The following is a 19,758-nucleotide window of genomic DNA, read 5'->3' on the forward strand; positions in this document are numbered from 1 at the left end:
AAAGCGGGCGTTACCCCTATCTTTACTTAAAGAATTTATTAAACTAATGTTTTACTTGCAGTGCAGCTGTGTAACTACAGTAGAATAAAGAAAGTTATGAGAATTAACAAGAGTTTTTCTCTCAAGATTCTGAGAGCTTTCCCCATTTGATTCTCTACCGTTTTAGGGGAAAGATCAAGGCTTTCAGCAATTTCTTTATACGTCAGCTCCTCAAACCGGCTCATCTCAAAGATTAACCGGCACTGTGGTGGAAGAGCCTGCAGAGCTTTCTGCACCCTGGTCTCCATCTCAGTGCCTTCCATGGTTTCCATAGTGGTATTGGCAGAGAAGGAAGATTCAAAAGAGGTGGTGTCTTCTGTAAGAACCAACCGTTTTTGCTTTTCAATATAGTTCAGCGCCTGATTGGTGACAGAGCGTACAAGGTAGGCTTTGTAAGAAGTGCTCACTTCAAGCACCTCCCGGTTTTGCCAGATTTTGCAAAAAACTTCCTGCACAAGATCCTCGGCGGCCTCTGTGTCTTTGGTAAAACGCACAGCTGTACGGCAAAGCAATCCGTAGTACTGCTTGAACAGCGTTTCCATAAACTTGGCTTCGTTGGCTTTGAGCAGGAGATGCAGTTCCTGATCAGAGATAGGTAGGGTTGTACCCATAGGCACAGAGAGTTAAAGTGTTATGCAAAGATAAAAGAACCTAGGGTTCATCCTATTGCCTTGCCTTAAAATCAGCCAGTAATGCCCGTATATTTCGCTTTTTTGCTTAACTAGTCAAATAATAACACTATTAATGCGGCTCTTGCCTTATGGAACACGCCTTTCCCAAAAATGACCCTATTGTCACCCGCGCCTGGTGCTTTTATGATTGGGCTAACTCAGTGTACTCGCTGGTTATCACCACTGCCATTTTCCCAATTTACTATGTGGCCCTGACCAAGCGGCCAGAGGGGGATTTGACCAGATTCTTTGCGTGGGAAGTGTCGGCTTCTGTGTTGTACAGTTACGCCCTGACGGGCGCCTTTCTGATCATAGCATTTCTCAGCCCTTTGCTTACTGCCATTGCTGATTACGGCGGTAACAAAAAGAACTTCATGCGTTTCTTCTGCTACATGGGGTCCCTGGCCTGCATGGGGCTTTTCTTTTTTACGGAGCAAACCTTCTCCCTGTCTGTCCTTCTTTTCATGATAGCGGCCATAGGGTACAGCGGGAGTATTGTGTTTTATAACGCGTACCTTCCTGAAATTGCCACCGAAGACCAATTTGATAAGCTCAGTGCCAGGGGGTTTTCATTGGGCTACATTGGGAGTATGATTCTCCTGATCCTTTCCCTGGCGTTGGTGCTGTTCCCTGATTTGGTTGGTATTGAGGACAAGGGCCTTCCCGCCAGAATCTCCTTTCTGATGACAGGCCTCTGGTGGTTCGGGTTTTCGCAGTATTCGTTTGCCCATCTTCCTGAAAACCCGTACCACCAGAAGGCGAAAGGGGGGTACCTGTTCAACGGTTTCAAGGAGCTGGGTAAGGTTTTCAGGCAGTTGAAGTCCCTGCCTTTGCTTAAGAAGTTCCTCATTGCCTTTTTCTTTTACAACATGGGGGTTCAAACCGTCATGTATGTGGCCTCTCTCTTCGGCTCTAAGGAACTAAGCCTGCCAGATGAGTCATTGATCACCGTTCTCTTGATTATTCAGGCAGTGGCCATTGGAGGGGCCTATTTCTTTGCCTGGCTGTCTGGCCGGATAGGCAACACCAAAGCTTTGGCGGTGGCAGTGGTGGTGTGGGTGGGGATTACCATAGGGGCGTATTTTGTCACCACGGGAACGCAATACTACATGCTGGCCTTTGTGGTGGGTGCGGTGATGGGAGGGGTGCAATCTCTTTCCAGATCTACCTACAGCAAATTGCTGCCGGTTACCAAAGACCATGCTTCCTTCTTCAGTTTCTATGACATCTGTGATAAGGTGGGGCTGGCGCTGGGGAGCCTGGCCTTTGGGCTAACGCAGCAGATCTTTGGATCTATGCGCAACAGTATCCTGACCCTGCTGGTGTTCTTTGTTATTGGGCTGCTGGTGCTGCTCACTATAAAATCAAAGAAGTTGGCGGCTACTGAAGAGCTAGCTGCCTAGCAAATGAGAAGAGAAATTTTTGATCAGGCGAAGGAAATACACTCGCTGTTTTCGGGCTGTTTTTCAAAAAACAGCCCTAAAACAGAAATACACAGCATCTCCTTCGTCTGCTTTTTAGAGGGTAATGATTGCTTGCAGCCGCGTGAAGTTTAAATGGAGGTGGCAGGTAGTAAGGTGTTGATTTAATGTTGGTTGCTGATAAACAAAATCGCCTGGCTAAAGAATTTAGCCAGGGCGATTTTGTTTACTTTTGCCCTGTTTTACGAAAAACAGGCCAGAAACGTTATGGTTTCCCAAACACCTTCTCGCCGCTGAGATAGGTGCTGAGTACCTTCACGTTTCTGATGGCTTGGGGTGGAATGGTCATGATATCCTGATCCAGGATCACAAAATCTGCCACCTTGCCGGCCTCAATACTACCTTTCTGCTTTTCTTCAAAGTTGGCATAAGCAGCCCAGATAGTGGTGCCTTTCAAAGCTTCTTCCCGAGTGAGGGCGTTTTCCATCTGGAAGCCCCCGGCCGGGTAATTCTTGGCGTCTTGCCGTGCTATGGCTGCGTGAAACCCATATAAGGGGTTGATGTGCTCCACCGGAAAATCTGACCCCAGCGGAATCATGTTGTTCTGCTGCAACAGCGCTTTGAAGGCATAGGCATGCTTCACCCGGTCGGTACCCAGGCGTTCTCCGGCCCAGTACATGTCTGAGGTGGCGTGGGTGGGTTGCACCGAAGGGAGAATGCTAAACTTTCCGAACAAGGGTACGTCTGCCGGGTTCACTACCTGGGCATGCTCTATCCGCCAGCGGCGGTCATTTTTGCCTTGCAGCAGGTTGCCATAGATCTGCAGAATCAGGCGGTTGGCAGAGTCTCCTATGGCATGGGTGTTCATCTGGAAATTATGTTGATACAGTTCGGCGGCCAGGTCTTTGTACTCCTGCACTGTTTGCAGTAAAAAGCCAGTTTCCAGCGGACGGTCTGCGTACGGGTGGAGGAGGCAGGCACCTCTTGAGCCCAAAGCACCATCTCCATACACCTTGAAGGAGCGCACGTTCAACCTGTCTGTGGTATAAGGGCCATTCTTGAAATAGTGGCTCTTGTTCTCCAGCGAGGGGCTCAGCATGGCATACACCCGCACCTTCAGTTCCCTTTTCTGCTGCAAAGAATCAATGAGGTCTACGGCCTCTTTAGGCAGACCTGCATCAACCACCGTGGTCAGCCCTACAGAGAACAAGTCCTGTTCAGCCTCTTTGAGTGCCTGGGTTAGTTCAGCAACCGAGGGCGACGGCATTTTGGCATACACCAGTTCAGAGGCGCGGTCAATCAGGATCCCGGTCAGTTTACCGTTGATTACTTCTACCTTTCCGCCTTGCACCTGGGTGTTACCGGTGGTGATCCCTGCCAGGTCTAATGCCTTCTGATTGGCCAGGGAAGCATGACCGTCTACACGCTCAATAATAACTGGTACGTCTGGGAAAAGCCTGTCTAAGGTGTCTTTAGTGGGGAATTGCTTAGTAGACCAATCGTTCTGGTCCCAGCCGCGCCCTGAAATCCATGCCGCCCCGGGGTGCTCCTTGCGGTGGGCCTGCAGCCGCTGCACTACTTCTGCAAATGATTTGGTTCCCACCAGGTCTGCTTCCCGTTGGTTCACGGCATAGCCGTAGAAATGGGCGTGCGCATCTATCAGGCCCGGGTACACCGGTTTTCCGTTGGCGTCTACCTCTTCCTGCGCGCTGTACTTTTCCCTTAGGGCCTCAGATGTTCCCACTTCCATAATCTTGCCGTCTTTCACCGCAAAGGCTTGCGCCTTGGCAAACTGGGAGTTCACCGTGTAGACGTTGGCGTTGTACACCAAAAGATCTGCTTTTTCCCGCTGGGAGCAGGAGGAGAGGAGCGCCAGCCCCAAACAAGCTGACGCGCCAAATTTATACAAAGGTTTAGTCATAGCGCAGGTGCTTCACAGATTCTCCGGAGTCGCGGAGTTCCAGAAGGGAATCAATGCCAATTTGCAGGTGCTTGGTTACGTAATCAGCCGTGACGCGCAAATCGCTGTCGGCGGTTTTTACCCCGTCTGGCGTCATGGGGTTGTCAGAGACCAGTAACAGCGCACCGTGCGGAATGTCATTCATAAAGCCCACCACAAAGATAGTAGCCGTTTCCATGTCTACCCCCAGGGCCCTGATGGAGCGGAGGTAGTCTTTGAAATCTTCGTCATGCTCCCACACCCGCCGGTTGGTGGTGTACACGGTACCCGTCCAGTAGTCCATCTCATGCTTTTTTATCATTGATGAAACCGCACGCTGCAACCTGAAGGAAGGTAACGCGGGAATTTCAGGCGGAAGGTAGTCGTCTGAGGTTCCTTCGCCCCTGATGGCAGCAATGGGAAGGATCAGATCCCCCAATTTTGATTTTTTCAGGCCACCACACTTGCCCAGGAACAGCGCAGCCTTTGGCTTAACGGCAGAGAGTAAATCCATGACGGTGGCCGCCATGGCGCTCCCCATCCCGAAGTTGATGATGGTGATGTTTTCGGCCGTGGCCGTTTGCATGGGCTTGTCTGAGCCTTTGATCTCCACCCCAAACTGGTCTGCGAACATTACCACGTAATTGAGGAAGTTGGTGAGCAGAATGTATTCGCCAAACTCATTCAATGGCCTGCCGGTGTACCGCGGCAGCCAGTTCTCCACAATCTCTTTTTTTGTCTTCATAGTCTATTTTTGTTCTGTTTTAGGAAAAACGGCCCGGAAACGGCTTTTTAGGGATTCAACTTCTTACCTTTGCCGTATGGAGCAGCTTTCTTTGCCAGCGTTTTCTTACAAACTTAAGGAATCTGACGGTAAAACCTTTATCTATGATGCGGTACGCCGCAAGTGGCTGGTCCTGACTCCTGAAGAATGGGTAAGGCAACATCTGCTCCATTTCCTGCATGCCTATCTGCAGTACCCAAAGCCTCTCATGAGCGTGGAGCGCGGCACCCGCTACAACAGACTTCAGAAGCGTACAGATATCTGTGTATACGGCGGAGACGGGAAAGTTTTACTTCTGGTGGAGTGTAAAGCCCCCACCGTGCCTATCTCCACCCAGACGGTGCAGCAGGCGGCGGTGTATAACCAGACCATCAAAGCGCCTTACCTGCTGCTCAGCAACGGGCACCACCACTACTGCTGGCGGGTAGCCGAAGACGGGGTTTCCTTAGAGCCCCTGGCCGAATTACCTCCCTTTGACCAGTTAAAGAAGGACGGGGTACGGTAGTCTCCCTGCGTGGTTGCTTTTTCTGTTTTAGAACTGTTTTTCAGAAAACAGGCCGAAAACAGAAATTTATAAAATAGCTTCCTTCTTCTGCTCTTAGGGTTTTGGCCTATTCTGTAGCAGAACTTTTTAGGTTTTTACCGTGCTCTTCAATCAACCCAATAGTATTCCTGCTTATCATGCAAACAGTAAGGAACCGGTTCAGGTTGTAAAGGGGCCGCAAGCCACCGAAGAACCTTCCGCGCATTAGAGAATAGGAGAGGGGGTAAGGCTACTGCCTCATGACAGGTGCCAGCTGCCGCCATTCTGGGGCCAGGTCCCAGACTTGAACCAGTGCCTTGTATTTAGCTTCTGCTGTTGCTGTGCACTTCTGCTTCTATAGCCACTCACTTACGCTAATGGTCCTCACATCTGCTACTGGTACTCCTGCTTTCACCACTTCTGCCCTTGGCTGATGTGCGCAGCACGGGTTCGCCTCAGGCTAGCGGATCAGCAGTAGTTACCTGCAGAGGCAGACAAAAGAAGTGAAGCTGATCAGTAATTGAACCCAAACCAGTCCTGGGGGTGAGCGCCTCTGTTACTACGGTGCCGAAGGCAACGCCAAAGGCGTAGTTTTAACAGCAGTGCGAGTCGCCAGGACGGGGCCCCGCGGCCGTGAGCGCTTACTGGAAAAGATGAACAATACCGCCAGTGAAGCACTGCAGCAACCAGCCTAGCCAAGGGAACAGCGGACTACGCATTGCAGCAACAACAGCAGCACTGGAACAATGTACCCTATGAGGCAGTACATTAACGCCACAGTCAAGGAAATAAAGGACTATCCTATTACAACAGCAAAGGCACTGCCTCAACCAGCCTGTCAGGGGAAAAACAGACAACACTTGCCAGCAGCATAAATAAAAAAGCCTTCTGAGAAATCAGAAGCTTTTAAAGAAGATGAAAACAAGCTCTTAGGCAAGAACTTCAGCTACATTAGTCAAAGGTAAATTAAACGCCTGGGCAACGCCAGGATACACTACTTTTCCATCTACCACATTCAAGCCAAGTTTCAGCTCATCACGCTCCTGGCAAGCTTGCTTCCAGCCTTTGTTAGCCAGCAACAGGGCGTAAGGCAGGGTAGCGTTGGTTAAGGCAAGGGTAGAGGTGTATGGCACCGCCCCCGGCATGTTGGCCACGCAGTAATGCACTACATCATCAATGATAAAAGTAGGGTTTTCGTGGGTGGTAGGCTTACAGGTTTCAATGCAACCTCCCTGGTCTACGGCCACGTCAACCAATACCGTACCCGGACGCATGTCTTTCAGCATGTCACGGGTAATCAGGTGAGGTGCTTTGGCACCTGGGATCAACACGGCTCCAATGATCAAATCAGAGGTTTTAATAGCCTCTTTGATATTGTAGTGGTTTGACATGACGGTGGTTACGTTGGCTGGCATGATGTCATCTAATTCTCTCAGACGCTTCAAGCTGATGTCCATGATGGTGACATTGGCCCCGAACCCGGCAGCAATTTTAGCCGCCTGCGTACCTACAATACCACCGCCCAATACCAATACATTGGCTGGCTTTACACCGGGTACGCCACCCAGCAGAATGCCGCGACCTTTTAAAGGCTTCTCCAGGTATTTAGCCCCTTCCTGGGGTGCCATACGGCCCGCCACCTCACTCATGGGAATCAGCAAAGGCAGAGAGCGGTCTTTCAACTCTACTGTCTCATAGGCAAGGCAGGTAGCTTTGCGCTCAATCATGGCACGGGTCAACGGCTCATAAGAGGCAAAGTGGAAGTAGGTGAACAGCAGTTGGCCCTCTTTGATCAGCGCATATTCCTGCTCAATTGGTTCTTTTACCTTTACAATCATTTCGGCAATGCCGTACACCTCCTCAATAGTGGGCAGGATAGTGGCACCGGCAGCCGAGTATTCAGCATCAGAAAAACCGCTTCCTTCACCGGCTGTAGCCTGTACATATACGGTGTGGCCGTTTTTTACAAACTCCGCCACGCCACCAGGGGTGAGGGCCACGCGGTTTTCATTGTTCTTTATCTCTTTGGGCAGACCAATAATCATGGTGTTACTTTTTATATAGAGTGGTGAAAAAGTGCGCAAATATACATGAACCCACTGCCAAATTTGCAACAACCGTTCGTTTTTTAATTTGGTGATGGTAAGGTTCGTCAGGAATTGTTTAGCATTTGGAAACGGGCCGGCAATGGCAGCAGTGATTGGGCATAAAAAAAGGCAGTAGCTGCGCCACTGCCATTAGTACAAAATAAAACTATGAAAAAACTATTTGAAAGGCACTGACGCCTTATTAACCTTAACAGAACTTTGTTTTGCGAGATTTTCAACCACATTTGCCTTGAGGGTGATAGTGGCTGCAGAACCGGTGATATCATTAGAGGCTAATGTCACGGTCTCTACTCTGTTCTGTAACACCTGTGGGTTGTAAATAAGTTCCAACTTGGCAGATTGTCCTGGTTTTACAACAGCCGGAGTCAATTTGTGCACTACGCAGTTGCAGCTAGACTGCAGCCCGTTTACTGTCAGGTCCTGCTTTCCGGTATTTTTAATATTGAATTTGGCGGTTACTTTCTGGCCTTTTTCAACTTTGCCAAAATCAAAGGCGGTAGTGGTAAGCTCCAGTTTAGCAGAGTTGGCCACTTCCTGGGCACTTGGGGCAGGGGCGGCGGCCTCTTTGGCGGTCACTGTGCCCTTTATAAATAACATCTGGGTCTCAGGGGTGGCGTTTGACGTGATTGTCAGCGCTTTATTAAAAGCACCCGGACGGCCTGAGGTATTGTAACCTGCTTTCACCACGGCCGTTTTACCAGGAAGAATGGGGTCTTTAGACCACTCTGGAGTGGTGCAGCCGCAAGAAGCCTGCACATTGGAAATCACTACCGGTTGGTTCCCCGTATTTTTCACTTTGAACTCATAGGTGATAACCGGGCCTTCAGCCACTGTGCCAAAGTCATGGGTTTCTTTTTCAAAAGAAAGCACGCCTTGTGCAGATACCATTCCCTGGGTAAGCACAACTAGTGCCAAGGCAAGGAAAAAATAGATTTTTTTCATAATACTGGTTGGGTTTATTCCTTTTTACGGTCCCTTCATGGGCAAAAACAAAATTAGGAAAAAATAGTTCGTATTTCCAGTATTAATGTGGGGACATAGACTAGCCCGGGCTGGTGAATTTGAAATTGGGCTAAAATCTATGTAGTTTTGACTTTAAAAATCCTTTTCGGACCTTATCCTATACCGCATGCAAACCGTTGAACGGACGAATCAGCTTTCGCTCACCAAAGAAGAGATGTTGCAGGACTACCGCATTGCCTGCGAAAGTAGACAGGCTAGCTTGACTGGCCGTAAGGAAGTGTTCATGGGCAAGGCCAAGTTCGGGATCTTTGGAGACGGCAAAGAGGTGGCACAGCTGGCAATGGCCAAGTTTTTCCGCAACGGGGACTTCCGCTCTGGGTACTACCGGGACCAGACGTTTATGCTGGCCATTGGGGAGTTGACAGTTCAGCAGTTTTTTGCGCAGCTGTACGCCCATACAGATGTAGAGCAGGAGCCTTCTACGGCCGGCCGCAGCATGACGGGCCATTTTGGCACCCGCCTCTTAGATGATGAAGGAAAATGGAAGCCGCAAACTTCCGCCAAAAACTCAAGCGCAGATATTTCCCCCACCGGCGCACAAATGCCCCGTCTGCTGGGCTTGGCCTATGCCTCTAAGCTTTACCGCCAGAACCCGGAACTTCACCAGTTCAAAGACTTTTCAATAGACGGGAATGAGATTGCCTTTGGCACCATTGGCAATGCCTCTACCTCTGAGGGGGTTTTTTTTGAAACCATCAATGCCGGCGGGGTGCTGCAGGTGCCCATGCTTGTCTCTGTCTGGGATGACGGGTACGGCATCTCGGTTCCGGCCAAATACCAGACCACCAAGGAAAGTATATCAGAAATCTTAGCCGGTTTTCAACGCAATGCGCCGGGGGAACAAGGGTATGAGATCTTTAAAGTGAAAGGCTGGGATTACTACAGTCTCTGTGAGGTGTATCAGCAGGCTACTCAGGTTTGCCGGGAACAGCACGTGCCGGTGCTTATTCACGTGGAAGAGATGACGCAGCCGCAGGGCCACTCTACCTCCGGCTCTCATGAACGTTACAAAACAAAGGAGCGACTGGCCTGGGAAGAGGAGTATGACTGTATCAAACAGATGCGGCGCTGGCTGATAGAGAACCAGTATGCCACCCATGAGGAGCTGAACCAAATAGAGGCTGAGGCAAAAGAGGCGGTCCGGATAGCCCGCGCCAATGCCTGGAGTTCTTTCAATGCAGGCATTCAAGAAGATCATAGCCAATGCCTTGTGCTGTTGGAGAAGCTGGCCGAGTCTTTGAATGAGAACGCCTCAGAAATTCTCTCTATTAGGGAAGAACTGAACAAAACGCTCAACCCGCTGCGCTCTGATGCCATCAGGGCAGCCCGGAGAGCCTTACGGTTTGTGCGGCGGGAGAAGAGTGCCGCCAAAAGGGACCTGTTGAAATGGTTAGAGACGGTACAGGGGGAGAACGCTGAACGGTATAATTCTTACCTGTACAGTCAATCAGATGAATCTGCCCTGCTGGTAGAGGAGGTGAAGCCCCAATACCTGGAGGATAGTCCCCTGGTAGATGGGAGAGAGGTGCTGCAAGCCTGCTTTGACGCTGCCCTGGCCCGGGAGCCCCGCTTATTTGCCATAGGCGAAGACGTGGGCAAGATTGGGGATGTGAACCAGGCGTTTGCCGGGCTGCAGGAAAAGTACGGCGAGCTACGGGTTACAGATGCCGGTATCAGGGAATGCACTATAGTGGGGCAGGGCATAGGCGCAGCGCTGCGCGGTTTAAAACCCATTGCCGAAATCCAGTACCTGGACTATCTGCTATACGCCATCCAGATCCTGAGTGATGACCTGGCCAGCCTCCAGTACCGTACCAAAGGCGGTCAGAAGGCTCCGGTCATTGTGCGTACCCGCGGTCACCGTTTAGAAGGCGTATGGCATTCAGGCTCCCCCATGGGGATGATCCTGCACAGCCTCAGGGGCATGCACGTGCTGGTGCCCCGCAACATGACGCAGGCAGCCGGGTTCTACAACACCCTGTTGCAGGCAGATGAACCGGCGCTGGTAGTGGAGTGCCTGAATGGCTACCGTTTAAAAGAGAAGCTGCCTGCCAACGTGGGAGAGTTCACGGTTCCGCTGGGGATGCCTGAAATCCTGCGCAAAGGGACAGACATTACCATTGTGACCTATGGCTCTATGTGCCGTATTGTTTTAGATGCGGCCGAACAACTGCAGGCGGTAGGTATCTCTGCTGAGGTGATTGACGTGCAGACGCTGCTTCCATTTGACCTTGAGCACCTGATCAGTGATTCTATCAGGAAAACAAACCGGGTATTGTTCACAGATGAGGATGTCTCTGGCGGTACCACCGGGTTTATGATGCAAAAAGTAATAGATGAGCAGGAGGCCTGGCGCTGGCTGGACGCAAAACCCACGGCGCTTTCTGCCCATGACCACCGCCCTTCCTACTCCACAGATGGCGACTATTTCTCTAAACCAAACGCAGAAGATGTGTTTGAGGTGGTGTATGGCATCATGAGCGAGGCAGACCCTGAAAACTTCCCTAGTATCTACTAACAGAAAAAGTAATCCTGTTTCCACTAAAAGCTGCTTGTAGAGCAGCCCTTTTTAGTGGAAACAGGATTAAGGAGCCTTCTCTCTCCTAATAGTTGATGACTATATCTGACGTAGACACTGTATTGCTCTCATTCAAGGCCCGGTCAACTATGAATACATCAAACCGAATAGTATCACCTCTTTGGATAAACGAGCCGGTTGATTTTTTGTTTATTTCAATGGTGTACCGGATATCTCCTTCTAACGGCTCCTGACGATCTTCAGAATCGATTCTTGGGAAACGACCATTATAGACAAGGGGAGTGTTGGATATCTTAAGAACCTCATATTTACCGTTCACTTTTTTATAAGTGGTTGCAAACCAGTTATAGTGGTATTTCTGATTATCAGCGAATGGCCCTTTAAAATCACCGGGATATTTTTCCCTGTTAGGTGACAATCCCAGATTACCATCTCCATCCTGAAACCTGAGTACCAGTATCAATTTCTCATATACCCCCACTGAAGGGTTATTGGTCACAGTAGATTGCTCCACTTCCCTAAAGGAAAGACTTGGCTCCATAGGAAAGTCCGGGTCTTTCACACAAGAGGAGAGCCCAATGGCAAAAGCCATTGCAAATGGCAGGAAAGTTTTCTGACGTTTCATGGTGTAAGAAATAGCACCTAAGTTACGAATCATAACGCTCAGGTGTTTACTTTGTTGTAGAATTATGCGCTCAGACTACATGTCTTTTATATCTGACTTCAAAAATAGCCTTTCCACTTTAGATGCGCATGCTTTTGAAGAAGCCGCCTTGCTGCTTTTCCGGTTTCAGGCTGGCCAAAACCCCGTCTACAGAGACTATCTTTCTTACCTGAGAACCAATCCGGAAAAAGTAGGGAGCCTGGAGCAGATTCCGTTTCTACCCATAGAGTTCTTCAAAACGCATCAGGTGGTCTCCCATTTTTTTCAGCCAGAAACGATCTTCTTGAGCAGCGGTACCACGCTACAGCAGCGCAGCCAGCATCTGGTGGCTGAAACCGCCTTTTATAAACACCATGCACAGCTTTTGTTTGAAGACAGTTTTGGCCCGCTGGCTGGCTGTGTGGTGCTGGGGCTGCTACCGTCTTACCTGGAACAGGACAACTCGTCATTGGTGATGATGGTAGACCATTTTATTCAGGCCACGGGCCAGCAGGAGGAAGGTTTCTATTTAGACAACCATACCGCTCTGAGAGGGGCGGTGGCCGGAGCCAGAAGGGCAGGGAAGAACGTTTATCTGTTTGGGGTGACCTATGCCCTTTTAGATCTTGCTGACCAACTGGAGCCCGGTGAGTTCTCCAATGTCACTGTGTTTGAGACGGGTGGAATGAAAGGCCGCCGCCGTGAAATGGTACGGGAAGAACTGCACCAACAGTTGACAAGGGCTTATGGGGTGGGGGAGATTCATTCTGAGTACGGCATGACCGAACTGCTCTCCCAGGCCTATTCCAAAGGCCACGGGCTGTTTAATCCCTCCAGAACCTTGAAAGTACTGGTGAGAGATGTCAACGATCCATTTGCGGTGACTTCTGGCCCAGGTTCAGGCGGAATCAATGTGATAGATCTGGCCAACGTTGACTCGTGTGCCTTCATTGAGACCAAAGACCTGGGCAAGCTACATGAGAACGGCACTTTTGAGGTGTTAGGCCGTTTTGATAATTCTGATATCAGAGGCTGTAATCTATTGGTAGGGTAGAGAATCCTGTTTTCGGGCTGTTTTTCAGAAAACAGCCCGAAAACAGGAAAGCCTCCCCTGTAACAAAGGAGGCTGTCCTGTTAAACTAGCAGATATTATTTGGCAAATTGCCTGGCGTCTTCCTCTGTGATGGTGTCATCGCTCATGATCACCAGCCGTTCTACCACGTTTCTCAGTTCCCGCACGTTCCCGCGCCAATCCAGCCCCTGCAGATACGTCAGCGCCTCTGGGGTGATGGTTTTGGGTTTGTTGCCGTAGTCGCGCGCCACGTCCTGAAGAAACTTGTGGACCAGGTCAGGAATATCTTCGCGGCGTTCATTCAAAGGGGGGACATGGATCAGAATCACGCTCAGGCGGTGGTACAGGTCTTCTCTGAAATTTTTAGCCTCAATCTCCTCCAGCAGGTTTTTGTTGGTGGCGGCCACTACGCGCACATCTACTGAGATATCCTTGTCGCCGCCTACGCGCGTAATTTTATGCTCCTGCAACGCCCGCAGCACCTTGGCTTGCGCCGATAGGCTCATGTCGCCAATCTCGTCCAAAAAGAGGGTGCCGCCGTTGGCTTGTTCAAACTTGCCAATGCGCTGTTTTACGGCAGAGGTGAACGAGCCTTTCTCATGGCCAAAAAGCTCACTTTCAATTAATTCACTGGGAATGGCGGCGCAGTTGACTTCTACCATGGGGCCCTGGGCGCGGTTGCTTTGCTCGTGCAGGGCCCGGGCCACCAGTTCCTTGCCGGCCCCGTTGGGTCCGGTTACCAGCACCCGTGCATCAGTGGGGGCTACTTTCTCAATGGTAGACTTCACTTTGCCAAGGGCAGGGGAGGAGCCCACCATTTCGTAGGTCTTTGAAATCTTCTTTTTGAGGGTTTTGGTTTCAGTAACCAGCGTAGCCTTGTCTAAGGCGTTGCGCACAGAAACCAACAGCCGGTTCAGGTCGGGTGGTTTTACCAGAAAATCATAGGCCCCCATTTTGGTAGCCTCCACGGCGGTGTCAATGGTGCCGTGGGCCGAAATCATGATAAAGGGCGTGTCTGGCGCCAGCACGGCGGCTTTCTCCAGCACCTCCATCCCGTCTACCTTGGGCATCTTGATGTCACAGAGAACCACATCGTACTTTGACTTCTGGAGCAAGTCCAGGCCGCGTTCCCCGTCTTCGGCCTCATCAACGGTGTAGCTCTCGTATTCAAGAATTTCTTTCAAGGTGTAGCGAATGCTGCGCTCGTCATCTATGATCAGGATCTTGGGCATGTTCTTCGTTTTTTCTGTAGATATGAACGGTTGAAGTTCGTGAATATTTCCGTGGCATACGCGGGAAAGGCGCATCAGGATGTTTTTTGCTGTTTTTAAAAATACAGGCCAAAAACAGAGATTGCCAAACCACGTCATTCTACCGGCTCCTGACTCTGGGCCAGCCGGAGCAGCGTCTGAATTCTGTGGCCAGAGGCGGCCATAAACGCGTATTCTGTTGGCAACAACGTGCCGCCCATGGGCACCGTCTCCCTTTTAAACTCCATTCCAGACGCCACCAGCTGCCGGGCCGAAGCGTGAAATTCACTGGCACCCGTTGCCTTGATCAGCGCCGTGATATTTTCCTCATTGATTCCGCCGCCAGGCATGATGGCCATTTTTCCCCTGGCCGCCACCCGTAACTGTCTGATCAATTCTGCCCCATCTGCTGCCGTAGGCCGCTGCCCGGAGGTCAGGAGCCGGTCTACCCCTAACTCCAGCAGATCAGCCAGGGCGTGGAGAGGATCAGGGGTAAGGTCAAAGGCGCGGTGAAAGGTCACGCTCATGGGGCGGGCCTTCTGGACCAACGCGTGCGTTCTGGCTTTGTCAATGTGGCCGTCTGGTAACAGAACGCCCGTCACCACCCCGTCTGCCCCCAACTGCCTGGCCACCTCAATGTCCTGCCGCATCACGTCATATTCCAGGTCTGAGTAAAGGAAATCGCCCCGGCGGGGCCGAATGAGAACGTGCAGCGGGATGGTGAGGTGGGCGCGGCAGGCTTTGATCATGCCAGCGCTGGGCGTGGTGCCGCCCTCCACCAGATTATCGCACAGCTCTACCCGGTGTGCTCCGGCGGCCTGCGCGGTGACGGCAGAGGCAACCGAGTCCACGCAGACTTCCAGCATAGGGGGGGGAGTAGGAGGGGCCATGGCTACATCTTGAATTTAGAGTCAATCAGTTGGCTGGTGCGGTGGTCTTTAACAGCATAGTTGAACCCCCGGTGAATACAATAGCCCCCATACTCCCCCTGTTTATTCAGCGCAATGAAACCAACCTGCAGATCTTTCACATTTTTCTGCTTCACCATGATGCGCTCCACCGCCTTCTGACACGCTTTCTCCGGCGACAGTCCCTGTCGCATCAGTTCCACTACCAGGTGGCTGCCTACGGTTCTCACCACCGCTTCGCCCAGGCCGGTGGCAGTGGCGGCCCCAATTTCATTGTCTACATACAGCCCCGCGCCAATGATGGGGGAATCGCCTACGCGGCCGTGCATCTTATAGGCCGCCCCGCTGGTAGTGCAGGCGCCCGCCAGGTCGCCATTGGCATCCAGGGCCAGCAGGCCTATGGTGTCATGGTTTTCAATGTTGATGACCGGCCGGTATTTTGACTCCTTGAGCCAATTTTGCCAGTCTTTCTCTGAGGCTGGAGTTAAGAGATTCTCTTTGGGAAACCCCTTGCTCAAGGCAAACTGCAGCGCCCCTTCGCCCACCAGCATCACGTGCGGGGTGTCTTCCATGACTTTTCTCGCCACTGAGATGGGGTGTTTGATGTGCTGGAGAAATGCCACCGAGCCACAGTTGCTGTCCTTGTCCATGATGCAGGCGTCTAAGGTGACTTTGCCTTCCCGGTCAGGGAAACCGCCGTAGCCCACCGTCCGGACGTTGGGGTCTGCCTCTGGCACGCGCACCCCGGCTTCTACTGCGTCTAACGCTGATCCGTTTAGGGAGAGGATCTGCCAGGCGGCCTCATTGGCGGGCATGCCATGGTCCCAGGTAGAAATGACAATGGGCTTGTTTGCCTTTGGCTTTTCCAGAGCACCTGCCCATATTCTTTGAAAAGGGGAAATGCCCCCCACCAGTGTGGCACTTAGGGCAGATAATCTGAGAAATTTTCTTCTGCTGTTCATTTAGGTGTAGGAGGGAATGCAGTGTTTGTTCGTTTTGGGTCTGTTTTCAGAAAACTAAGCCGAAAACAGAAATAGAGTCTATAAAGAGACAATCTCCATCTTTTTAGAGGTAGAAAGTTATGCCAGGTGCAGCGTGCCTTCTAAGACAATGGTAGCGAAGGCTTTGACTTCCAGGGTGCTATCACGGGTAATGCGTAACTCCATAGAGCCCCCGCGTCTGGAACATTGGTACGCCTTGAGTTCCTTCTTTTGCAAGCGTTGCGACCAGTAAGACGCCAGGGCGCTATGGGCAGAACCGGTGACCGGGTCTTCGTCAATGCCCACCCATGGCCAGAAACATCTGGATTGAAAATCAAAGGGGGTATCTGGGGTCTGTGTGGTAACCGCCAGCCCTTTTACGCCCTCAACGGCCTGCCGGAGCTTAGTGAAATCTGGCCTCAACAGCAGGAGATCCTCCAGGGAGGGCACCTCCAGCAACAGCATGTGCAGCTCCTCCGCCAGAAATACCTGTGGCTGGGCAGGAAGACCCAGGGCCTCCCAAAGGGCAGGCGCGGGTCCATAAGGCTTTGGCAGGTACAGCGGGAACTGGAGAAGCACCGCGCTTTCATGCGGAGCTGCCTGTAGTACCAACCCATGGGCGGTGCGGAATTGAACGTGCGGCCACTTTCGCTTTTCCAGAACCAGTTTGGCTGCGGCCACTGTGGCATGCCCGCAGAAGCCGATTTCTACCGTGGGGGTAAAATACCTGATAGAGTAGGTGTGGCTGTGGGAAACATCTGCCACCAGAAAGGCAGTTTCTGACGCATTCAACTCGGCGGCAATGGCCTGCATAAGGGGAGGCTCCAGCGGTGAGTCAAGTAAACAGACACCTGCCGGGTTTCCTTTGAAAGGCTGACTGGTAAACGCATCAATCAAAAAGGTTTGAATCTGGGTTGCCATAAGGCAAAGCTACAGGATTTACCCACACGGGCAAGTAGGCGGCATGCCAACGGGAGGCTGGGAGAGAAAAAACCTACTGCTACAGTTTAAACCTTAGAATATAGAGGGTTGGCCACATTTTACCCGTCACGTAAACATTGCCGCTTGCTTCTTCAAAGGCAATGCCGTTCAGCTCTAAGGAACCCGCATAGCGTCTTTGGGCGTCCTGGGCCAGTGAAGTGAGGTTGAGCTGCCCCACCACGCTACCCGTTGCAGGGTCTATCTTCAAGATGTTATTGGTGGTGTAGACGTTGGCGTAAAGAAAGCCTTTGATGTATTCCAGCTCGTTTAAATCATCAACCGGACCGTATTGGTCAGAAACTTCTACTGTTTTAACTACTTTAAAAGTGGTAGGGTCCAGATAGGTGAGCTGCTCAGTGCCGTCACTCATGATCAGGTGGGTTCCGTCTGTGGTCATGCCCCAGCCCTCATCACTGGGGAACGAGAACTCGCCCACTTTCTTAAATGAGGCCAGGTCATATACAAAGCCTACCTTGCTCACATAGGTCAGCTGGTAGATTTTATCATTCAAGATCACGATGCCCTCCCCAAAGTACTTTTGCTTATCCAGCTCCGTCTTTACCTGTAGCCGCCCGGTTTCCTGGTCTACCACGCCAATGACCGATCTGGTTTGCGGAAGGTCGGCCGGAGACCCTGTGCTTTCATATAGGGTGCCGTTGTGAAAAAGCAGCCCCTCTGTAAAGGCGGTGGTGTCATGCGGAAGGGTTTTCACCACCCCATAGTTGATTTCGCCGGCAGGGTCTTGTGCGGGGGAGGTGCTGGGGGTTTCAGGTGCTTTCTGGCTCTTGTCACAGCTGGCAATGAGCAGGGTTAGCGCGAGAGCTAACGTAATAGAAAATGGCGCGCGCATAGTATTGCTAGGGTTTTGTCACTTTCTTGAAACGGAAGTGCCTGGTGTAAGGCTGCCAGGTATGGGTGAGGGTGCAATTTAGAAGATAAATTCTTGCCACCCACTTTAGCGGAGTTTTTTTAGCGGTCCCTGTTCGCTCACAATGGTGGCAATACTATCATAAATGAATAAGAGACCCTTTCATGCGGGTTTGTTCTCTGGAGGTCAAAACGAACAGCTGTCTCCTACCTGCCTGATCAGGATTTAGGGGTTTTGTACGGGTTGGAGTTCCCTCTGTTTTTAGCCTGTTATTCTAAAAGTAGGCCAAAAACAGGAAACCGGAGTTCGAGCTAAATCCTTCTTGTCTGTTTTTGAGCTGTTTTCCGGAAAACAGGCCGAAAACGCATTCTAGGAGTAGGTTGGGCTGTACGCATTTTGCGACTTTTCCGGATCAAACATAACGTCCCTTCCGCTTATGAGGCTTCTGCTTCTCCTGCTGAGATCTAGTGTTGCTTCTGCTACGCTTGCTGCTGAATTTACTGGTTGCCTAACCTAAAAGCTACTATTTAAATTTGCCACAATGTGTTTGGCCATGAGATGGCGCAGCTACCTTATAGGTTTTGTTAGCGGACATTGTTTTTTATTATGGGTTAAATTCAGTTCAGCTTCTACGTACTGTAAATTCTAAAGAGAGAGCGCTCTTATTCCAGGTGCTTGAGTTTTGGTGCTACGGCACAAAAGGGAAAGCAATTCTTTCCCTTTTGTGCCGTAGGTTTACGCAGCCCCACTCCAGAATCATTTGGTCTTTTTCAACTGGTTGATTTTCTCTATATTTTTCTGGCTGCTTTTAAGGGTAGAGGAGTCGTTTGCTGTAGCGGCAAGATCAATGGCTTTTAGAAACTGCTGTTCTGCCTGTTTCAGCTTCCCCTGCTTCAGCAAGGCTTCTCCATAGCTGTCAAAGGCGTTGGCCGATTGCGGGTACTGGATTGTGTTATACTTGAAGGTCAGCAGGGCCAGAGCCAGGTTGTTGGGGTTGCTGAGCTGCTGGTAGGCAATGGTGTTGATCATGCGTTCGTTAAAACCTGAATTCTTTAGCGCCTCAAAAACCACTTCTTCTGCCTTTGGCTCTTTTCGTGTTTTCAGGTAAGTGGCCGCCTGCATCATGTTCGCTTCCAAAGTCGTCATTTTCGCTTCGTGCTCCTGTCGCTGCTTTTCCTTGGTGGCCGCCTGCACCACCTGGCTAATGGCATTAACTACTAACTCGGGCTCTTCGCGGTGTATGTTGTGGCCGCTTCTGGCTGTTACAATGTGTGCACCGTTGGTAAACTGACTGAAGAATTCGGTGTGCAGGTTTCGCCATATTGCCACACCTTTCGGCTCGTGCAGAAACAGCTCCGGGTTAGCCCGGTGCTGGACAGAGGTGAGCACCACAACCGGTACCTGTGGCAGCTTTCCGAAGTCAGGCAGCGCGCCTTTGTCAAATATCTGGTTGATCAAATCGTTTTCCTGCCGAAACCTGGCGGGCACAAAGCTGTTTTGCAGTTCAATGTCTTTTAACGCTTTGGCAGGATCTGCCTTTTTCAGCTCCTGCATCATTTTCTCTTGCGCCGGATCAACAAAGACCAGGCCTTTAACCTCATCCGGATGCTGCGCCGCATAAGCGCGGATGATGAAGGCGCCGTATGAGTGGCCCACCAGAATAAAGGGTGGTTGCAGCTTTGCCTGTTCAATGAGGGTGCGCAGATCCTGCAATGCTGCCTCCAAGGTTTGCGGCTTCGGGTTTGGTTCAGACTTACCCGTTCCGGCCCTTGAATACAGCATGACCTGGTTTGATTGCATGACTTCGGAAGCCACGGGCCCCCATACTTTATAATCCGTTCCGAAGCCAGACTCGAAGATAACCGTGTAGGCGCCTGTTCCTGCCTGCACCATTTCAAGCGAATGATCTTGGACGTTTATCATTTTTGTTTGCTGGGCAGTTGCCAGCGCCATGTTCCCTAAGAAAAACAGCAGCAGGAAGGATCTTTTGGTCATGATAGTTATTCTTG

16 protein-coding genes are annotated in these 19,758 nt (G+C 51.0%); 4 read left to right on the plus strand and 12 right to left on the minus strand.

Annotated features, from left to right (window positions below):
- Positions 1-74 precede the first annotated feature (74 nt).
- Positions 75-650 carry an RNA polymerase sigma-70 factor gene (locus A8O25_RS05515; RefSeq protein ID WP_066831904.1) on the minus strand — a complete coding sequence of 192 codons (576 nt, stop codon included), beginning with the start codon at positions 648-650 and terminating at the stop codon, positions 75-77.
- A 149-nt stretch (positions 651-799) separates the two neighbouring features.
- On the opposite strand from A8O25_RS05515, the gene A8O25_RS05520 reads away from it, so the two are divergent.
- Positions 800-2,113, plus strand: a complete 1,314-nt coding sequence (locus A8O25_RS05520; protein ID WP_066831906.1) for an MFS transporter — start codon at positions 800-802, stop codon at positions 2,111-2,113.
- Between the two features lie 283 nt (positions 2,114-2,396).
- Here the strand turns inward: A8O25_RS05520 and A8O25_RS05525 are convergent, their stop codons facing one another.
- Entirely contained in the window at positions 2,397-4,052 is a 1,656-nt protein-coding gene (locus A8O25_RS05525) for an amidohydrolase (protein ID WP_066831910.1), read from the minus strand.
- Positions 4,045-4,815, minus strand: a complete 771-nt coding sequence (locus tag A8O25_RS05530) for an AMP nucleosidase (RefSeq protein WP_066831912.1) — start codon at positions 4,813-4,815, stop codon at positions 4,045-4,047. Before A8O25_RS05530 ends, A8O25_RS05525 begins: the two co-directional genes overlap by 8 nt.
- 76 nt (positions 4,816-4,891) lie before the next feature.
- On the opposite strand from A8O25_RS05530, the gene A8O25_RS05535 reads away from it, so the two are divergent.
- Positions 4,892-5,359: a type I restriction enzyme HsdR N-terminal domain-containing protein gene (locus A8O25_RS05535; RefSeq protein ID WP_066831915.1), complete on the plus strand. Its 468-nt coding sequence runs from the start codon at positions 4,892-4,894 to the stop codon at positions 5,357-5,359.
- A 947-nt stretch (positions 5,360-6,306) separates the two neighbouring features.
- On the opposite strand, the gene ald is transcribed toward A8O25_RS05535, so the two are convergent.
- Positions 6,307-7,422 (minus strand): alanine dehydrogenase, encoded by a 1,116-nt coding sequence (ald, locus tag A8O25_RS05540; protein WP_066831917.1) that lies wholly within the window; start codon positions 7,420-7,422, stop codon positions 6,307-6,309.
- A gap of 219 nt (positions 7,423-7,641) precedes the next feature.
- A complete protein-coding gene (locus A8O25_RS05545; RefSeq protein ID WP_066831919.1) occupies positions 7,642-8,427 on the minus strand; it encodes a DUF1573 domain-containing protein in 786 nt (261 codons plus the stop codon).
- Positions 8,428-8,614: 187 nt separating this feature from the next.
- Here A8O25_RS05545 and A8O25_RS05550 point away from each other — a divergent pair, with 187 nt between their 5' ends.
- The gene (locus tag A8O25_RS05550; RefSeq protein ID WP_066831921.1) at positions 8,615-11,026 is read left to right on the plus strand and encodes an alpha-ketoacid dehydrogenase subunit alpha/beta; all 2,412 of its coding nucleotides are present in this window, start codon (positions 8,615-8,617) and stop codon (positions 11,024-11,026) included.
- An 85-nt stretch (positions 11,027-11,111) separates the two neighbouring features.
- Here A8O25_RS05550 and A8O25_RS05555 read toward each other — a convergent pair whose 3' ends face one another.
- On the minus strand, positions 11,112-11,705 hold the full coding sequence (locus A8O25_RS05555) for a hypothetical protein (protein WP_066831923.1): 594 nt from the start codon (positions 11,703-11,705) through the stop codon (positions 11,112-11,114).
- Positions 11,706-11,751: 46 nt separating this feature from the next.
- On the opposite strand from A8O25_RS05555, the gene A8O25_RS05560 reads away from it, so the two are divergent.
- Positions 11,752-12,744, plus strand: coding sequence for an acyl-CoA synthetase family protein (locus A8O25_RS05560; protein WP_066831925.1), 993 nt, complete (start codon positions 11,752-11,754; stop codon positions 12,742-12,744).
- Positions 12,745-12,839: 95 nt separating this feature from the next.
- Here A8O25_RS05560 and A8O25_RS05565 read toward each other — a convergent pair whose 3' ends face one another.
- The 6 genes from A8O25_RS05565 to A8O25_RS05590 all read right to left on the minus strand — a co-directional run bounded on the left by A8O25_RS05565 (position 12,840) and on the right by A8O25_RS05590 (position 19,744).
- Positions 12,840-13,994 carry a sigma-54-dependent transcriptional regulator gene (locus tag A8O25_RS05565; protein WP_066831927.1) on the minus strand — a complete coding sequence of 385 codons (1,155 nt, stop codon included), beginning with the start codon at positions 13,992-13,994 and terminating at the stop codon, positions 12,840-12,842.
- A gap of 134 nt (positions 13,995-14,128) precedes the next feature.
- Positions 14,129-14,878 carry a copper homeostasis protein CutC gene (locus tag A8O25_RS05570; protein ID WP_066831929.1) on the minus strand — a complete coding sequence of 250 codons (750 nt, stop codon included), beginning with the start codon at positions 14,876-14,878 and terminating at the stop codon, positions 14,129-14,131.
- Between the two features lie 26 nt (positions 14,879-14,904).
- Entirely contained in the window at positions 14,905-15,882 is a 978-nt protein-coding gene (locus A8O25_RS05575) for an isoaspartyl peptidase/L-asparaginase family protein (RefSeq protein ID WP_066831931.1), read from the minus strand.
- A 117-nt stretch (positions 15,883-15,999) separates the two neighbouring features.
- A complete protein-coding gene (locus A8O25_RS05580) occupies positions 16,000-16,821 on the minus strand; it encodes a PhzF family phenazine biosynthesis protein (RefSeq protein WP_066831933.1) in 822 nt (273 codons plus the stop codon).
- Between the two features lie 79 nt (positions 16,822-16,900).
- Positions 16,901-17,731 carry a glutaminyl-peptide cyclotransferase gene (locus A8O25_RS05585; protein WP_082893474.1) on the minus strand — a complete coding sequence of 277 codons (831 nt, stop codon included), beginning with the start codon at positions 17,729-17,731 and terminating at the stop codon, positions 16,901-16,903.
- A 774-nt stretch (positions 17,732-18,505) separates the two neighbouring features.
- Positions 18,506-19,744, minus strand: coding sequence for an alpha/beta fold hydrolase (locus A8O25_RS05590; protein WP_066831935.1), 1,239 nt, complete (start codon positions 19,742-19,744; stop codon positions 18,506-18,508).
- Between the last annotated feature and the right edge of the window lie 14 nt (positions 19,745-19,758).

It is taken from the genome of Rufibacter ruber (assembly GCF_001647275.1).
In the GTDB taxonomy this organism is placed as follows: Bacteria; Bacteroidota; Bacteroidia; order Cytophagales; family Hymenobacteraceae; genus Nibribacter; species Nibribacter ruber_C.

What these genes read in the sequence shown, in the direction of transcription:
- A8O25_RS05525 (WP_066831910.1), bottom strand. Translation starts at nt 4,052, where the DNA reads ATGACTAAACCTTTGTATAAATTTGGCGCGTCAGCTTGTTTGGGGCTG.
- ald (WP_066831917.1), bottom strand. Translation starts at nt 7,422, where the DNA reads ATGATTATTGGTCTGCCCAAAGAGATAAAGAACAATGAAAACCGCGTG.
- A8O25_RS05560 (WP_066831925.1), top strand. Translation starts at nt 11,752, where the DNA reads ATGTCTTTTATATCTGACTTCAAAAATAGCCTTTCCACTTTAGATGCG.
- A8O25_RS05520 (WP_066831906.1), top strand. Translation starts at nt 800, where the DNA reads ATGGAACACGCCTTTCCCAAAAATGACCCTATTGTCACCCGCGCCTGG.
- A8O25_RS05570 (WP_066831929.1), bottom strand. Translation starts at nt 14,878, where the DNA reads ATGCTGGAAGTCTGCGTGGACTCGGTTGCCTCTGCCGTCACCGCGCAG.
- A8O25_RS05550 (WP_066831921.1), top strand. Translation starts at nt 8,615, where the DNA reads ATGCAAACCGTTGAACGGACGAATCAGCTTTCGCTCACCAAAGAAGAG.
- A8O25_RS05535 (WP_066831915.1), top strand. Translation starts at nt 4,892, where the DNA reads ATGGAGCAGCTTTCTTTGCCAGCGTTTTCTTACAAACTTAAGGAATCT.
- A8O25_RS05565 (WP_066831927.1), bottom strand. Translation starts at nt 13,994, where the DNA reads ATGCCCAAGATCCTGATCATAGATGACGAGCGCAGCATTCGCTACACC.
- A8O25_RS05555 (WP_066831923.1), bottom strand. Translation starts at nt 11,705, where the DNA reads ATGATTCGTAACTTAGGTGCTATTTCTTACACCATGAAACGTCAGAAA.
- A8O25_RS05580 (WP_066831933.1), bottom strand. Translation starts at nt 16,821, where the DNA reads ATGGCAACCCAGATTCAAACCTTTTTGATTGATGCGTTTACCAGTCAG.
- A8O25_RS05590 (WP_066831935.1), bottom strand. Translation starts at nt 19,744, where the DNA reads ATGACCAAAAGATCCTTCCTGCTGCTGTTTTTCTTAGGGAACATGGCG.
- A8O25_RS05585 (WP_082893474.1), bottom strand. Translation starts at nt 17,731, where the DNA reads ATGCGCGCGCCATTTTCTATTACGTTAGCTCTCGCGCTAACCCTGCTC.
- A8O25_RS05545 (WP_066831919.1), bottom strand. Translation starts at nt 8,427, where the DNA reads ATGAAAAAAATCTATTTTTTCCTTGCCTTGGCACTAGTTGTGCTTACC.
- A8O25_RS05515 (WP_066831904.1), bottom strand. Translation starts at nt 650, where the DNA reads ATGGGTACAACCCTACCTATCTCTGATCAGGAACTGCATCTCCTGCTC.
- A8O25_RS05575 (WP_066831931.1), bottom strand. Translation starts at nt 15,882, where the DNA reads ATGAACAGCAGAAGAAAATTTCTCAGATTATCTGCCCTAAGTGCCACA.
- A8O25_RS05530 (WP_066831912.1), bottom strand. Translation starts at nt 4,815, where the DNA reads ATGAAGACAAAAAAAGAGATTGTGGAGAACTGGCTGCCGCGGTACACC.